Below are 14127 nucleotides of genomic sequence, written 5' to 3' on the forward strand. Positions count from 1 at the left end.
TTACGATCGCTTCCCCAACAATCGATCGCGCAGGTGTTTAATGCGATCGCGCAGTTTGGCGGCTTCCTCAAACTCCAGATTTTTAGCGGCTGCTTTCATCTCGGTTTCGAGCTTAACGATCAAGTCAGGAATGTTTTCCAGGGGCAGATCGTCTGCCTTTTCAAAGATCTGCTCTAGCTCCTGAGCATTGACGCGCCGCGAGACTTCCAGGAATTGTAGAATTGCGTTGTTCTGCCGCTTGATGATCGGCTTGGGGGTGATGCCGTGCTTTTCGTTGTACTCTTGCTGGATGACGCGACGACGCTCGGTTTCACTGATGGCTCGTGCCATGCTGTCGGTCAGGTTGTCGGCGTAGAGAATTGCCTGTCCCCGAACGTGACGCGCTGCCCGTCCGATTGTTTGAATCAGCGATCGTGCTGCCCGTAGGAAGCCTTCTTTGTCCGCATCGAGGATCGCGACGAGGGAAACTTCCGGTAAGTCCAGACCTTCCCGCAGCAAGTTCACGCCGATCAGCACGTCAAACTCGCCTGCCCGCAGATCTTGCAGGATCTCAATTCGCTCGATCGAGTTAATCTCGGAGTGGAGATAGCGGACGCGAATCGCTCTTTCTTGCAGATACTCCGTCAGGTCTTCTGCCATGCGCTTCGTGAGCGTCGTAACGAGAGTACGTTCGTTTTTTAGCACCCGCACCTGAATTTCGCCCAGCAGATCGTCGATTTGTCCGTCGGTGGGACGCACAAACACTTCTGGATCAAGCACACCCGTGGGACGAATCACCTGCTCTACGACGTGACCTGTACCTGGGATATAAGACCTCGACTCGTTCTTGCCTTCGCCCTCGACTTCAAACTTGCCGCCCGATTGCTCTAGCTCCCAGTCGCCCGGCGTTGCCGAGACAAAAATGCACTGATTCACCTTCTCCCAGAATTCGTCGGACTTGAGCGGTCGGTTATCTGCCGCGCTGGGCAACCGGAAGCCGTGGTCAATTAGCGTCATTTTGCGCGATCGATCGCCGTTATACATCCCGCGAATTTGGGGAATCGTAACGTGAGACTCGTCGATCACCAGCAGCCAGTCTTTCGGGAAATAATCGATCAGGCATTCGGGCGAATCGCCTGGATTGCGTCCTGCCAGATGGCGCGAATAGTTTTCGACCCCGTTGCAGTAGCCTACTTCTCGCAGAAGTTCCAGATCATAGCGAGTGCGCTGTTCAAGTCGCTGTGCTTCCAGTAATTTATTTTCGCCTTCCAGTTCCATCAGACGTTCTTTTAGCTCTTGCTCGATCGCATCACAGGCTTCATGAAGCCGATCTTCAGGAGTGACGAAGTGACGCGCCGGGTAAACGTTAATCCCGTCCATGCTTTGCAGCGTTTCGCCCGTGAGCGGATCGATGTAGCGAATCGCGTCGATCTCATCGCCAAAGAATTCCACCCGAATAATCCGATCTTCGTACGCCGGACCAATCTCCAGCACGTCGCCCTTCACGCGAAACTTGCCGCGCCCCACTTCCAGGTCATTGCGCTCGTACTGCACCGAAGCCAGATCGCGCAGAATTGCCCGCTGGTCTACCTCCGCACCTACCCGAAACGGAATCGCCGCGTTTAAATACTCGTTCGGAATGCCCAGACCGTAAATGCAGCTAATCGACGCGACCACAATCACATCTTTGCGCTCAAATAGCGATCGCGTTGCCGAGTGCCGCAGCATATCGATCTCGTCGTTGATCGAAGCGGTTTTGGCAATGTAGGTATCGGTCACCGGAATATAGGCTTCCGGCTGATAGTAGTCGTAATAGCTGATGAAATACTCGACCGCATTATCCGGGAAAAACTCCCGCAGCTCATTGCACAATTGCGCCGCCAGGGTTTTGTTATGCGCCAGAACCAGCGTCGGCTTGCCCACGTTTTGAATCACTCGTGCGATCGTATGAGTTTTTCCGGTTCCGGTTGCGCCCAGCAACGTCTGAAACCGATCGCCCTGCTCCACCGATTTAGTCAGCTTCTGAATTGCCTTTGGCTGGTCGCCTTTCGGCTCAAACGGGGCTTGAATGTGAAAGTCTGACGGATGTGCCATGGGGGTGCGCGTCCTGCGAATGCCTTATCCTCTATGATGACGAAATCTGCGGATTTTGTTGGCATTCTAAAAGACAGGTTGCCCGAACGCAGGCGATCGGATAAGCGAATTCCCCTGGGGGAATCAGTTTGCGGGAACTTGCTGTCTCATTAACTTCAAGGCATTGAACCTCGGGGCATTGAACCTCGGGGCATTGAACCTCAGGGTATAAATCTCAGGATATGAATCCCAAGGTAGTAAACCTCAAGGCATTTTGAGACTTTCAGCCACGGGCGATCGATCTCCAACCGTCCAACCATTCTGCTGAATCAGTTTTTCTAATCGCTGCACTCGCTTGCCGGGATTAGGGTGGGTGGTGAGAAAATCGATCGGTAGATCTTTCTTCTCGCTTAAACGGGCAAAAAAATCAGTTGCTCCGGCAACCTGTCCGTAGATTTTTTGCAGAAGCGTAACACCCATTTCATCAGCCTTGTATTCCTGGTTTTGGGAAAACCGAGAATTGCCGATCGTCTGAGCAGCAGAAAGGGCGATCGACTGAATGCCGCTGATATCCCCAAACAGACTAGAGATGGTAATCTGCATCAATAATCCGCGTCCGAGCTGGCGGAGGTGATCGCGATGGGCAAAGTGTCCCAGTTCATGCCCCAAAACCATCATCAGCTCATTCTCTGATTCTGCCTGCTCGATTAATCCTCGATATAAAATAATTCGATCGCCCGGTATCGCCAGTGCGTTCACCGTTTCATCTGGAACATACAGCACTTTGTAATCTCGCTGTTGTTGCTCGGCAGACAAATGCGGTTTCAGGCGATCGAGCAATTGATTCAGGGTGTCTTGAGCTGAGGAAGGGGCTGCCTGTTGTTCAAATGCGGGGACGATCAGTGCTCCAAGCTGGCGTTCAACCCCCGGAGGAATCCAGCCAATCAGAACGCCGACCATCAGATCAACAGACAGAAATAGGGCGATCGTCAGCCCCACAAAAAAACTGAGCAACAGCACGATCTGCCGATTTTTGGGCGGAGGCGAAGCTTCGCTATAGTCCGCCATGCCGGGAGGAAGTTCGATCGACATACGGTAGTTCTCGCAGTTCTTGCGGGCTAGTTACGGGTGGGTCGAAATGCCTGGAAAAAGTTAATCAGCGGATAAAGCTGCCGCGACTGAATCCACAGTTTGCCTGTGCCTTTAAACCGACAAACCAAGCCCTCGCCGCCTAAAAAGCCCGTCCGCAAACCCTTAAACGATAAGCCGCTCAGCAGTTCGACTTGGTATTGCAACGTCTCTTCAAACGCCACGATATAGCCCGTATCGACCACATATTCCTCCGAAACCGGAATTTCCAGGATTCCTCCGTATGAGCTAAACCAGAAATCCCCCGTACCCGATGCCCGCAGCAAAAACAGCGACTCGCCGCTAAAAAAGCCTTTAGCTCCCTGAAATTTGGTGTCGATCTGGATGCTGGGGCTGGCAGCAACAAACCCGGAAGACTGCACCATCAGGCTTTTGCTTCCGTCTAGTCGGTAATACTGGATATCGCCGGGAACTCGTGGGGAAATCATCAGCTCGCCAGGGTTGTTTGCCGCTGTAAACTCGCTGACAAACAAAGACTCGCCGCTCAACACCCGCCCGATGCCCTTCATCAAGCCGCCCTTGGCTTTGGATTTCATCTGGATGCTGCTGTCCATTGCTGCCATTGCGCCCGATTCTACCAGAACGGTTTGATTGGCTCTTAGCTTGATCGAGAGCGAGGCGTAGGCAGGCGCGTGTTCGATCTGATAGGCAAATTCAGAGTTTGTGGTGTTTTTAGTGTTTGTCATTTTGAGTTTCCTGAAGAGAGGGGAGGGGCGATCGTTGTTAATTTCATGTCTTAGCGAGGCGGAAGCTGGCTGCCAATCAATTGACCAAACGTGCGGGGATTGTGGGTCTGGCAGTACAGTTTGCCTTTGCCCTTAAATCGACAAACAAACCCCTCCCCGCCCATAAGTGCGCCCAGCCAACTAGAACCCGGTTTCGTAATCGAAAAGCTGAGGGTTTTCTCAAAGGCAACAATGTTTCCGGTATCTACAATGTATTCACCGTCTACGTCTACTTCGTAGATGCTGCCAAAGGAGTTCAGCAACACTAAACCCGTGCCGCTCGCGGTGAGCCAGAAGATCGCTTCACCAGAAAAAATAGACTTAAATCCTTGAAATCCCAAATCAACGCTGACATTGCCCGTGGACGCCAAATAGCTGGTGGATTGAATCACGAGATCCGTTCCGCTCAGCGTGTATGCCACAATATCGCCCATCATTTTTGGGGCGAGATAAATTTCGCCAGGAGTGTTACCAGAGCGAAACACACTTAAAAACAGCGATTCGCCTGTGACGATGCGCTTGAGTCCTCCCAATACGCCGCCGCCCTTGCCCTTTCGCAGCGTGGTATTCACATCAAGGCTGGCACTCATGGCAACCATCGCACCGGCTTCGGCAATGATTTCTTCTCTGGGAGCCATGTTGATTTTGGCGATCGCACTATCGGGTCGGTGGAGGATATCGAGTTTCATGGTTGAAAAGTTCCGTGAAGGGGTGAAGGGGTACAGGGGTAGATGAGCGGATGGGGGATGGGGGATGAGGGAGTGAGGGGCAACTGTTGCGATCATTGGGGGGAAGAACCGTTGGAGAGAAGCACTGCAAAGCAACTACAGCTCAAGCGTTGTATTCATCGCCCAATTTCTTTCTCTTACCCATCCACCCTTTTAGATCTTCGATCGAACAAATCGCACTAAACCGTCTACGCTGCGCGATTGCAGGTAAATTCGTCCCTGACCGGAGAGGCGGTTCACCAGTCCTTCGCCGGAAGTGACGGAGCCAACTAATCCGCCTGCCATTTGGATATTCATTTTGATTTGGGGGTCATAGGCGACCAGATGTCCGGTGTCTACTACCAAATCGCCGTTGACTCGTCTTTGCGTGACACCACCATAGCCGCCGAAGAAGACTAACCCTTTGCCGCTCAGCTTCAGCTTAAATAGCCCTTCGCCCGATAGCCAGCTCGAAAAGCCTGCCCAGCTTACGCCCATCCGAATTCCCGGGGTATGGGCGAGATATGCCCCTGGCTGAAAACAAATTTCGTTGTTATTGAGTTCCACCACGGCAACATCGCCGATCGTTCCCTGGCTGAGTACCAGTTCCAGTGGTTCTCCGGTCGTGTTCTTAAACTCGTTGACAAACAGCGATTCGCCGCCCAAAAACGTCTTGAGCAATGCTGAAATTAAGCCACCCGAAAACTGGGTCGTCATCGACACACGGCTTGCCATACTAACCATCGCGCCTGCCTCGGCAGTAATTCGATCGCCGGGTTGCAGCGTCAAAAAAACTGTTGCGAATGCAGGTTTGTAGCGAATCTCGTATTTCACAGCGATACCTCACAGCGAGCTGACTCGACAGATGCAATCACTCTTTAGAACTCTTCAGAAGCATTTCTAAAAATCCGCCTGGAGTCTGGTTAAGAATGCGATCGATGTGAGTATTCCCGGTGAGAGAACTTCGGAAACAAACCGATTGACACAAACCGATCAAATTAGATCAAGTCCGTCTCACCTGCCATTTTGAGCGCACGCGCCACTTGAGTTACCTGCTTACCCTGAAATCGTGCTACTTCCAGGTTGTCTGCGGTGGGCAAGTTGTTTTCCAGCCCAGAGACGGTCGAAGCTCCGTAGAGTGTGCCTGCCTAAAACAGTGAGGGATCGGCATAGCGCAGCAGCACAAGAATCAGTCCCAGGTGCGTCATTGGGTTAACCCTAGGGTTAGCTTTTAAATAGCTCGCTTTCGAGCGCTAGGGGTAGCTCAATCACAAACTCAGTTCCCTGATCCAGAGCCGAATGGCAGGTTAACAGGCCGCCGTGCTTGTCAACAACCACCTGGTAGCTAATCGATAGCCCCAGTCCAGTGCCTTTGCCGATCGGCTTAGTGGTGAAGAAGGGTTCAAATAGCCGTTGCTGCACCTGTTCGCTCATGCCAATGCCATTGTCTGCAATCCGAATCTGAATGCGGTGGCTGTGAATCTGCTGGGTTTTGATCGTAATCGCGGCGGGATGATTCTGAATTTCCTGAGGGGAACGAGTGCTATTAAACTCATCGAGGGCATCGATCGCATTACTGAGAATGTTCATAAAAACCTGATTGAGCTGTCCGGCATAGCATTCAATCAGGGGTAAATTTCCGTAGGCTTTGACCACCTGGATTCCCCAGTGACCTGCGGTTTCCTTCAGGCGGCTCTGCAAGATCATCAGCGTGCTATCAATGCCCTCGTGAATATTCACCGCTTTGACTTCCGCTTCATCCATCCGGGAGAAGGTTCGCAGTGCCAGAACAATCTTTTGGATGCGATCGGCTCCCACTTTCATCGAAGTCAGGAGCTTCGGCAGATCTACCTTGAGGAACGCAAGGTCGATTTTCTCGGCTTCGGCTGCGATCGCGGGAACGGGAACCGGATAATACTGATGATACAGATCTAGTAAATTCAGCAAATCATAGGCATACCCACCAACATGCGCCAGGTTGCCATAAATAAAGTTGACGGGATTATTAATTTCATGGGCAACCCCTGCCACCAGTTGTCCTAAACTCGACATTTTTTCGGTTTGAACGAGCTGTGCCTGGGTGTGCTGAAGTTCGTGCAGAGCTTGCTCTAGCTGTTGAGCTTTTTCGCGTAACTCGACTTCAGATTGTCGTAATGCCATTTCAGCGTACTGTCGCTTGATGCCAAGAGCAATTTCCTGTGACACCAATGCTAAAGCGTCGAGCGTTGAGAACGACAAAGGCTGTCGTGCAAATATTGCCATCACTCCCAATAGCTGGTTCTCAACCATCAAAGGATATCCGGCAAAAGCAACCATCTTTTCTTGCTTTGCCCATTCTTTATTGCTTACACGGGGATCATCCAGAACTGAATTTGTCAGATGGGGTTGACATTCTTCGGCAATTAAACCAATTTTAAATTTTCCGACTGGAACACGGGCATGATCGCCATCCAGATGAGTGTATAAACCAGAACTTGCTTTCAGTTCCAGCATATTCTCCTGAGCATTCAACAGCCAGACTCGCGCAAATGCAGCACCGAGATGAGAAACCATTGCTTCAGTGCAGTATCGCAGCATATCCTGAAGTGTCTTACCTCGGGTTAACGAAGCATCAACATCAGCCCGAAATGCAGCCAAATTAAGCTGTTCCTGAAGCGTGGCTTCTGCTTGTTTGCGATCGGTAATATCCATCACCGTGCCAAACAAAGCAGTAATTTGACCTGCCTCATTGTTGACGATTTCTGCTTTGGCGTTAATTAGGTGCGTTGATCCATTCGGATGAAAAAATCTGATTTCAACATCATAGGGGATGCCTTCATGAATGGCTCGGTCAAACGTTTGCTGAAACCATTTCCAATCGTCAGGATGAAAGATTTGAGCGTGTTCCTCCAGTGATGGCGCGGTTGCGCGTGGCTCCATTCCAAAAACGCGAAAGAGTTCGTCCGACCAATTTACAGTTCCCGTTGCCACATCATATTCCCAGCTTCCCATTTGGGCAACGCGCTGAGCTTCTTGAAGCCGCTCTGTTGTGCGTTTTAGGGTAGTTTCTGCTTGTCTGCGCTGAGTGATATCAGTGCAAACTCCCAACACGCCAAAAATCCGCCCTTCTTGATCGCGCAAGGGCAGCTTCTTCGTTTCCATCCACACCACAGTGCCATCGGCGACGGTGACGGGTTCACCCAGATTTAAGACAATCTCACCCGCGATCGCTTTTTGATCGTCCACTCGGAAACCAATCGTTTCTTGCTCTGGATTACCAAACACCTGATCAGGGGGAAATCCAAGTTCCAAGTCATCTTTACCAATGACGTCTTCAGGCTTGCGATCGATCGCGCTAAGGTAGGTTTGATTAGCAAGCAGGTAGCGGAAATCGAGATCTTTAACAAAGATCCAGTCTGTGCTGGAATCAATCACATTTTGCAGCAAGCTAGACTGATAGCGTAGCGCTGCTTCGACTTGTTTACGGACAGTAATATCACTTTCAATCGCCACATATTGATAGGGTTTTCCCTGCTCATTTAATAATGGAACGATCGTTTTATCCACCCAATATTCTGTACCGTCTCTAGCGCAATTTTTGACTTCTCCCCGCCAAATCGCACCGCTGCCAATTGTTTGCCACATCTGGCTAAAGAACTCTTTAGGATGGTGCTCTGAGCGAAGCAGATGATAGGACTGCCCAATCAGTTCATTTCGATCGTATTTAGAAATTTCGCAAAACCGATCATTGACATAGCAAATCATGCCTTGAGGATCAGTCATTGCCACGATCGACGATTGATCCAGCGCAGATTGAATATTTGCCAGATCGCGGCTCTGATGCTGAACCTGTTTCTTCAGGCTTGTATTGAGTGCGTGAACCTGCGTCTGAAGCTGATATCGTGCGACCGCCAGCGCGAAGTGAATTCTAATCGCTTTCACCACGTTGAGATCGGTTTCCGTCCACGCTTGAGCCTGCTTCGGTTTGTGCTGTCGCCACTGTTTGAAAGACTGACGCGGCATCGTCTGCCGTCCATCAGGCTCAATCCTGCCTGCCCATAGGGTTTCCGTCTCAATTTCATCTCGAAAGAGCGTTAGACAGCCGATCGTCTCCGCTCCCCCATGCAGGGGCATGATTAGTAAACTTCGGATAGGAGTGTCCTGAAAACGCTGGTGCAGAGATTGGCATCGGGGATCGTCGACTAAGTCTGCGATCATCAGTTTTGGTGACAACAGAGCAGCTTGCCAGAGAGGCTCCTGTTCCAAGCACGAGTCAGGGGCAAAAGACACCTGGACGGGTTGGGTTCCGCAGCAATATAGTTCACTCGCCTGCCCCACAGCACTCGGCAGCAGCAACAGTCGCCCCCCCACCCCGCCGATCACTTCAACGGTTGCTTTCAGAGCTGCCTCAAACGGATTTGCCGCTTCACCATGGAGCAGGGTCGCGATTTGATTTGCAGTACGCTCCTGGAATGCCTGGGTCTGCACCTGAACCAACAGCGCAGACTGAGCGATCGCGATCGTGACCTGATCGACCACCAATTGCAGAAAATGCAGCTCGGCTTCGGAAATGGGGCGAGGCTCGGCATGATGGGCAACCAGCAATCCCCAAAGCTGATCTGTTTGCACAATGGGAACGACAACCGACGATTGCACGCCCATTGCTTTTAGATATTCAGCGTGGCAGGGGTCAATGGGGCGGTAGTGAATGTCGTCAGATGTGCGATCGGCTGACTCAATCGATCGGGGCTGACTCCAGCCAATTTGTGCGGTGGATAAATCAACAATCGAGCGTTGCCGCGCCTGCAAAAACCGCTCTCGCGCCTCAGCGGGAATATCGTCAGCAGGAAAGTGTAGCCCCAGCAAGGAAGGTAGCCGATCCTGATGAATTGCTTCTGCAATCACCTCTCCGTGTTCATCTGAGTAGAATCGATACACCACGACGCGATCGGTTTCTAAAAAAGCGCGAATCTCCGTCACAGTGGTTTGCAGAATCTCCTGGAGCTGAAGAGATTGGCGAATTCGATTTGTAATTCGGTGCAGCAGGCTTTCCTGCAAGGTTTGAAACTGCAAGCTAGACGGAGAAGGCAAGGAGGTCATAGTGCAATATGTTTGACCAGCGGTGCTCGATTAGCATGCCCAGCAAGAAAAGGTTCCTAACAGCGACAGGCTGGCAGTCTAGACGTGCAGTTGTTCATATTTTAATGAGAGTTTAATACAGGGTTTGCATCTTAATTTGGCGGTTCACAGCTTAATGCAGCAATTTATTCGATCGAATTAGCCGATAAAAAAAGCAGCCCTGGTTGGGCTACTCATTAATCAGCGAACTCTGAAGAATGTACTGTTTCGTCTTTTAACAAGAATTGCTTTTAAGAAGCTTGAGGAAGCTCCATTTTCATGGGCGACTGGGCACGATTTGAGCGAGTTTTTATTGCACGCTCGCCTGAGGATTCGATGCTCCAGGAAGCTGAACTTCTGCGGGCTTAATGAATCCAAAATAGAAGGCGACCGCTGCAACAATAGCATTGAGCCAGATATTATTGCCCAAAAGCGGCGTAATGCCAAACAGAGTATTGGTAAAAGGAATTAGCCCTAAAATTGCACCCAGCGCGTAAACGATCGCGAAGATGCGATTAAAGACGATCGAGCCAGTCAGACTGGTGAACGCTGCAATGCCCCACAGCCCAACGAGAATGCCGATCGCATTGTGGAAGTAGTTTGTCGGAAACAGACCAAACAGATAGCCAAATCCCATTGCAGGAATAAAGCTGTCAGGAGGAATAACAAAAGCAGGCAAAAAGCCAGCCAAACCCAAAAACAGGAAAAGGGTTCCCAGGCTGAGGGCAGCGTAGCGAATTGAGGAGTTTGCAGTGGTTTGCATGGCAGTATTTCGGGTTTCCAATAATCTTGTTTGCTGAAATCAATCAGCGATTTTCACGAACCATTTCTTCACAAATGATTGAATCTTGCTTCGCTAACATCACGTCTGTAGCGAATCGATGCATCTAACGGATCGGTCTAACGAATCAGGTGCAGCACATCCCGAAGGACACTGTAACCTGCGATATCCCAGAGGAAATAGGCGACAAAACCAATCATTGCCAGACGCCCGTTCCACAGCTCTTGCTGAGGATTCCAGCCAAAAATCCAGGCATTGCGATCAGCTCCGTTATAAGCAGGGGCGATCGTCGGAACTTGAGCAGTATCAATTTTTGGTGCGGTGCTTGCAGTCTTCATAATGACAGCCAGTTATTCATGTATTTTTTGATTATGGTATTCATTCAGATCACTGCAATGGTCTGTAATAGGGTCGAGTATCCGCTCTGTCAAAAGATTGGAATCCAACGTTGCTTGCTGTAAGCAATCAGGGTAATGAAAGTAACAATCGAACTGTTATTACTGATTACTCTTATGATTTACAGGCAGCATTTAAGAGAATGCGGGAGAAGTGACAGTGAGCCTATATCTCCTCATATATCACCTCTGCGAATTAGGATGCTCTCCAGGAGGCTACCCGCCTGAATCCTGATCGTGCAAGTAGGCATTCCTCCGGAAGGTAGATCCGCTGTTCTACCTAGTGGTAGAAGATTGACCTAGGGCGATACGCTGCATCTTGCTAAGCCTGGTCAGCAGTTAGAAGGGATGCTGTTCTAGATTCACTGCGCTGAATTCGTTCCTGGATTCACTGCTGGATTCACTGATAGTTATCACCCTCCTGAAGCTAGGATCTGTCACTGGAAATCATGGCAAATTTTAATCTCTCTGAGACTATTTTTGGCAGTGACAGCGAAATGGCGATGCTCATGCGATCGCGCTTTGCCCCTGCTGAAAGCAATGCTAATGAGCTAAAAATACAAACCCAAACCCCGCTTGGCTCGATCGAAACCTGGTTTAAGAAGCCTGTCTCAGTGTTTACGCATCAGCACGTTCGGGATGTATTAAGTGAGAGTGCTTCCCGATCTGTGCTTCCCTATATGCAGCAAGCACTTGCGGGGCAGCTTCTGCGCGTGAATGCTGCTTTTTGTGAAATTAGCGGATATACCGAGGTAGGGCTCCTTGCCCTCACTGTTGACGATGTGAATCACTCAGATGACCGCGATCGCGATCGGGAAAGTTTTATTAATTTGCTGCATGGGGGAAAGTGACTATCAGCAGACAATGGCAGCAGGATTTTAGCAACACATTGCAAAACCGGTAGAACCCAAAGTTCTAGTAAACGCGATCGCTCGTTTGCTTAATAAAAGGCTCAATAAAAGATTGAACTAATTTTTATCCCTGCTTCTATCCTTGTTTTCATATCTGTTTTTATACGTGACTTGTAATGACTCATTCTCAAAGTATTCCTCAAAAAGGTATTCCTCAAATCATTCTCGACACTGATCCGGGTGGCGATGATACCTTTGCCTTTTTATGGCTACTCAGTCTAGTCAAACGGGGTTTTGCAGATTTGATTGCAGTCACCACAGCCGATGGTAACGTCGCTGCCCAGAAGACCTTTAGCAACAGCAGCCAGATCCTGAGCTTAGCAGGATTTTCTCAGATCGAAGTCGGTCGAGGAGTGCCTGTGCAAGGGGCGATTGAGGATGCGTCCTCTATTCATGGACCTGACGGGATGGGCAACCTATCGGAGACGCTACCCGCAGCCACCCATGCGTTTGAAACCGCCCGCCGCTCCGATGATGTGATTATCGATCGCCTCAACGCCATGCCTGGGGAAGTGACGATCGTAGCGATCGGTCCTTTGACCAATCTTGCTGCCGCTGAAGCCAAACAGCCCGGCATCCTGAAGCAGGCGAAAGAGATCATCGTCATGGGGGGAGCTTTTCTCGCACCGGGCAACGTAACGCCCCACGCCGAATTTAACATCTGGTTCAATGCCGTCGCTGCCCAAACGGTTTTCAACAGTCGCGATGATCTAGTTGTGATGCCGCTCGATGTGACGCAACACCTAATCTTTACTCGTCAGATGGCACAGGCGGTCGTGACCAATTCTTCCCATCGCAGCCCGATCGCTCAGCTCATCAGCCCGCTTTGTGAATTTATGATCGGTACGGCAACAGGCTATTGTGAAACCAGAGGCATTCCCGGATTTCTGGTTCACGATGCAGCCACGATCGGCTATTTGTTCTACCCAGAATCGTTTTTGCTGCAAAGAGCGACGGTAAAAATCGAAATCCAGGGAGAATGGACGATCGGGCAAACGCTGATCGATCGCCGTCACACTGCCAAACCGGGAGCTAATGCCTGGGTTGCGATGCAGGTAAATGCAGAAATGTTTTTCACTAGTTTTCTGCAGGATTTGATTTACCTGATGCTCACGATCACAGCCTAAAACACAGCAACATAAAATACGATCGACACCAGATAATTTTTTCTCTGGGATAATCAACTGATTCTTTATCAATCCTGCTTAGAGGAGTAGATTTTTTATTTCTGAATCATGCAAGATTGATAGAGTCAAATCTGGGGAACGAGAGGCACGATCTGGGTCACAGTTATGCTTTCAACTATGCTTTCAACAACCTCTCATTTCGATCGGTCTATCCCCGTTGCATGCCCATTTTCTGCTTTATCTTTTCTTCTCTATGAGTGAAGCTCCCCAATTGCTGAATCAAGCTCGCTGCTTTGGTGGAACCATCGAGTTCTATCAGCATCGATCGCAGTCTTGCAATAGCGAAATGCGCTTTTCGATTTACCGCCCGCCTCAGGCAGCTGCAAATCCTGTTCCGGTGCTGTATTTTTTGTCTGGGCTAACCTGCACCGAAGAAAATTTTATGGTGAAGGCCGGGGCACAGCAGTTTGCGGCAAAGCATGGTTTGATGCTGGTCGCGCCGGATACCAGTCCGCGCAATTGTGGAATTCTGGGAGAAGAGGACGACTGGGATTTTGGCACGGGAGCAGGGTTTTACGTCGATGCAACGCAGGAACCCTGGAAACCGCATTATCGAATGTACAGCTATGTCACTCAAGAGCTACCTGCCTTACTCGCTGCCCATTTTCCGATTCAGCCCGATCGCCAGGGAATTTTTGGACATTCAATGGGAGGACACGGAGCGTTACTCTGCGCGTTCAAAAATCCCGATCGCTACCGCTCGGTATCTGCGTTTGCGCCGATCGCTGCTCCGGTGCAGTGCCCCTGGGGGCAAAAAGCGTTTCGTCACTATCTGGGCGAAGAAACGGAAAGCTGGAAAGCTTACGATGCGAGTGAGCTAATTCTAACTGCCCCCTGGCGACGACCCATCCTGATCGACCAGGGAACTGCCGATAGTTTTCTCGAAAAACAGCTCATGCCCGATCGTTTGGAGCAGGCTTGCGCCCAGGTTGGGCAACCTTTGACGCTGCGGATGCAGGACGGCTACGATCACAGCTATTACTTCATTGCCAGCTTTATCGAAGACCACATTCACCATCACGCCACCGCACTGCAAGCATCGTCTTGAGAAAGTCGACTGCACGCCGCAGCAACCACCAAGCTACAGTTAAAAAAATCGGGGCTGGCTGTCTGCTTCTCGTCG

11 protein-coding genes are annotated in these 14127 nt (G+C 50.4%); 3 read left to right on the forward strand and 8 right to left on the reverse strand.

The window, feature by feature from the left end; translation table 11 throughout:
• The 8 genes from uvrB to NDA02_RS00670 form a co-directional block, all read right to left on the reverse strand.
• Entirely contained in the window at window positions 1-2073 is a 2073-nt protein-coding gene (gene uvrB / locus NDA02_RS00635) for an excinuclease ABC subunit UvrB (RefSeq protein WP_348254259.1), read from the reverse strand.
• Between the two features lie 243 nt (window positions 2074-2316).
• Window positions 2317-3144: a M48 family metallopeptidase gene (locus tag NDA02_RS00640; RefSeq protein WP_199296558.1), complete on the reverse strand. Its 828-nt coding sequence runs from the start codon at window positions 3142-3144 to the stop codon at window positions 2317-2319.
• Between the two features lie 26 nt (window positions 3145-3170).
• Window positions 3171-3887, reverse strand: coding sequence for a TIGR00266 family protein (locus tag NDA02_RS00645; protein ID WP_190792066.1), 717 nt, complete (start codon window positions 3885-3887; stop codon window positions 3171-3173).
• A gap of 50 nt (window positions 3888-3937) precedes the next feature.
• Window positions 3938-4615, reverse strand: a complete 678-nt coding sequence (locus NDA02_RS00650; RefSeq protein ID WP_190792065.1) for a TIGR00266 family protein — start codon at window positions 4613-4615, stop codon at window positions 3938-3940.
• 192 nt (window positions 4616-4807) lie between these two features.
• Window positions 4808-5467 (reverse strand): TIGR00266 family protein, encoded by a 660-nt coding sequence (locus NDA02_RS00655; RefSeq protein ID WP_190792064.1) that lies wholly within the window; start codon window positions 5465-5467, stop codon window positions 4808-4810.
• A gap of 390 nt (window positions 5468-5857) precedes the next feature.
• The gene (locus tag NDA02_RS00660; protein ID WP_190792063.1) at window positions 5858-9712 is read right to left on the reverse strand and encodes a GAF domain-containing protein; all 3855 of its coding nucleotides are present in this window, start codon (window positions 9710-9712) and stop codon (window positions 5858-5860) included.
• A 328-nt stretch (window positions 9713-10040) separates the two neighbouring features.
• The gene (locus NDA02_RS00665) at window positions 10041-10493 is read right to left on the reverse strand and encodes a DUF4383 domain-containing protein (protein WP_190792062.1); all 453 of its coding nucleotides are present in this window, start codon (window positions 10491-10493) and stop codon (window positions 10041-10043) included.
• A gap of 137 nt (window positions 10494-10630) precedes the next feature.
• Complete coding sequence (locus NDA02_RS00670) at window positions 10631-10849, reverse strand: chlorophyll a/b-binding protein (RefSeq protein ID WP_190792061.1); 219 nt, start codon at window positions 10847-10849, stop codon at window positions 10631-10633.
• Window positions 10850-11355: 506 nt separating this feature from the next.
• Here NDA02_RS00670 and NDA02_RS00675 point away from each other — a divergent pair.
• The 3 genes from NDA02_RS00675 to fghA all read left to right on the forward strand — a co-directional run bounded on the left by NDA02_RS00675 (window position 11356) and on the right by fghA (window position 14052).
• Window positions 11356-11757, forward strand: a complete 402-nt coding sequence (locus NDA02_RS00675) for a PAS domain S-box protein (protein ID WP_348254262.1) — start codon at window positions 11356-11358, stop codon at window positions 11755-11757.
• Window positions 11758-11933: 176 nt separating this feature from the next.
• Window positions 11934-12944: a nucleoside hydrolase gene (locus NDA02_RS00680; RefSeq protein ID WP_190791718.1), complete on the forward strand. Its 1011-nt coding sequence runs from the start codon at window positions 11934-11936 to the stop codon at window positions 12942-12944.
• Window positions 12945-13197: 253 nt separating this feature from the next.
• Window positions 13198-14052 carry an S-formylglutathione hydrolase gene (fghA, locus tag NDA02_RS00685; protein WP_190791719.1) on the forward strand — a complete coding sequence of 285 codons (855 nt, stop codon included), beginning with the start codon at window positions 13198-13200 and terminating at the stop codon, window positions 14050-14052.
• Window positions 14053-14127: the final 75 nt, after the last annotated feature.

This window comes from Leptolyngbya sp. ST-U4 (genome assembly GCF_039962215.1).
Taxonomy (GTDB): Bacteria; Cyanobacteriota; Cyanobacteriia; order Elainellales; family Elainellaceae; genus Leptolyngbya_A.

Bases quoted from the DNA above. Each gene is read 5' to 3' on its own strand.
- uvrB (WP_348254259.1), bottom strand. From the start codon at position 2,073: ATGGCACATCCGTCAGACTTTCACATTCAAGCCCCGTTTGAGCCGAAA.
- NDA02_RS00640 (WP_199296558.1), bottom strand. From the start codon at position 3,144: ATGTCGATCGAACTTCCTCCCGGCATGGCGGACTATAGCGAAGCTTCG.
- NDA02_RS00645 (WP_190792066.1), bottom strand. From the start codon at position 3,887: ATGACAAACACTAAAAACACCACAAACTCTGAATTTGCCTATCAGATC.
- NDA02_RS00650 (WP_190792065.1), bottom strand. From the start codon at position 4,615: ATGAAACTCGATATCCTCCACCGACCCGATAGTGCGATCGCCAAAATC.
- NDA02_RS00660 (WP_190792063.1), bottom strand. From the start codon at position 9,712: ATGACCTCCTTGCCTTCTCCGTCTAGCTTGCAGTTTCAAACCTTGCAG.
- NDA02_RS00665 (WP_190792062.1), bottom strand. From the start codon at position 10,493: ATGCAAACCACTGCAAACTCCTCAATTCGCTACGCTGCCCTCAGCCTG.
- NDA02_RS00670 (WP_190792061.1), bottom strand. From the start codon at position 10,849: ATGAAGACTGCAAGCACCGCACCAAAAATTGATACTGCTCAAGTTCCG.
- NDA02_RS00675 (WP_348254262.1), top strand. From the start codon at position 11,356: ATGGCAAATTTTAATCTCTCTGAGACTATTTTTGGCAGTGACAGCGAA.
- NDA02_RS00680 (WP_190791718.1), top strand. From the start codon at position 11,934: ATGACTCATTCTCAAAGTATTCCTCAAAAAGGTATTCCTCAAATCATT.
- fghA (WP_190791719.1), top strand. From the start codon at position 13,198: ATGAGTGAAGCTCCCCAATTGCTGAATCAAGCTCGCTGCTTTGGTGGA.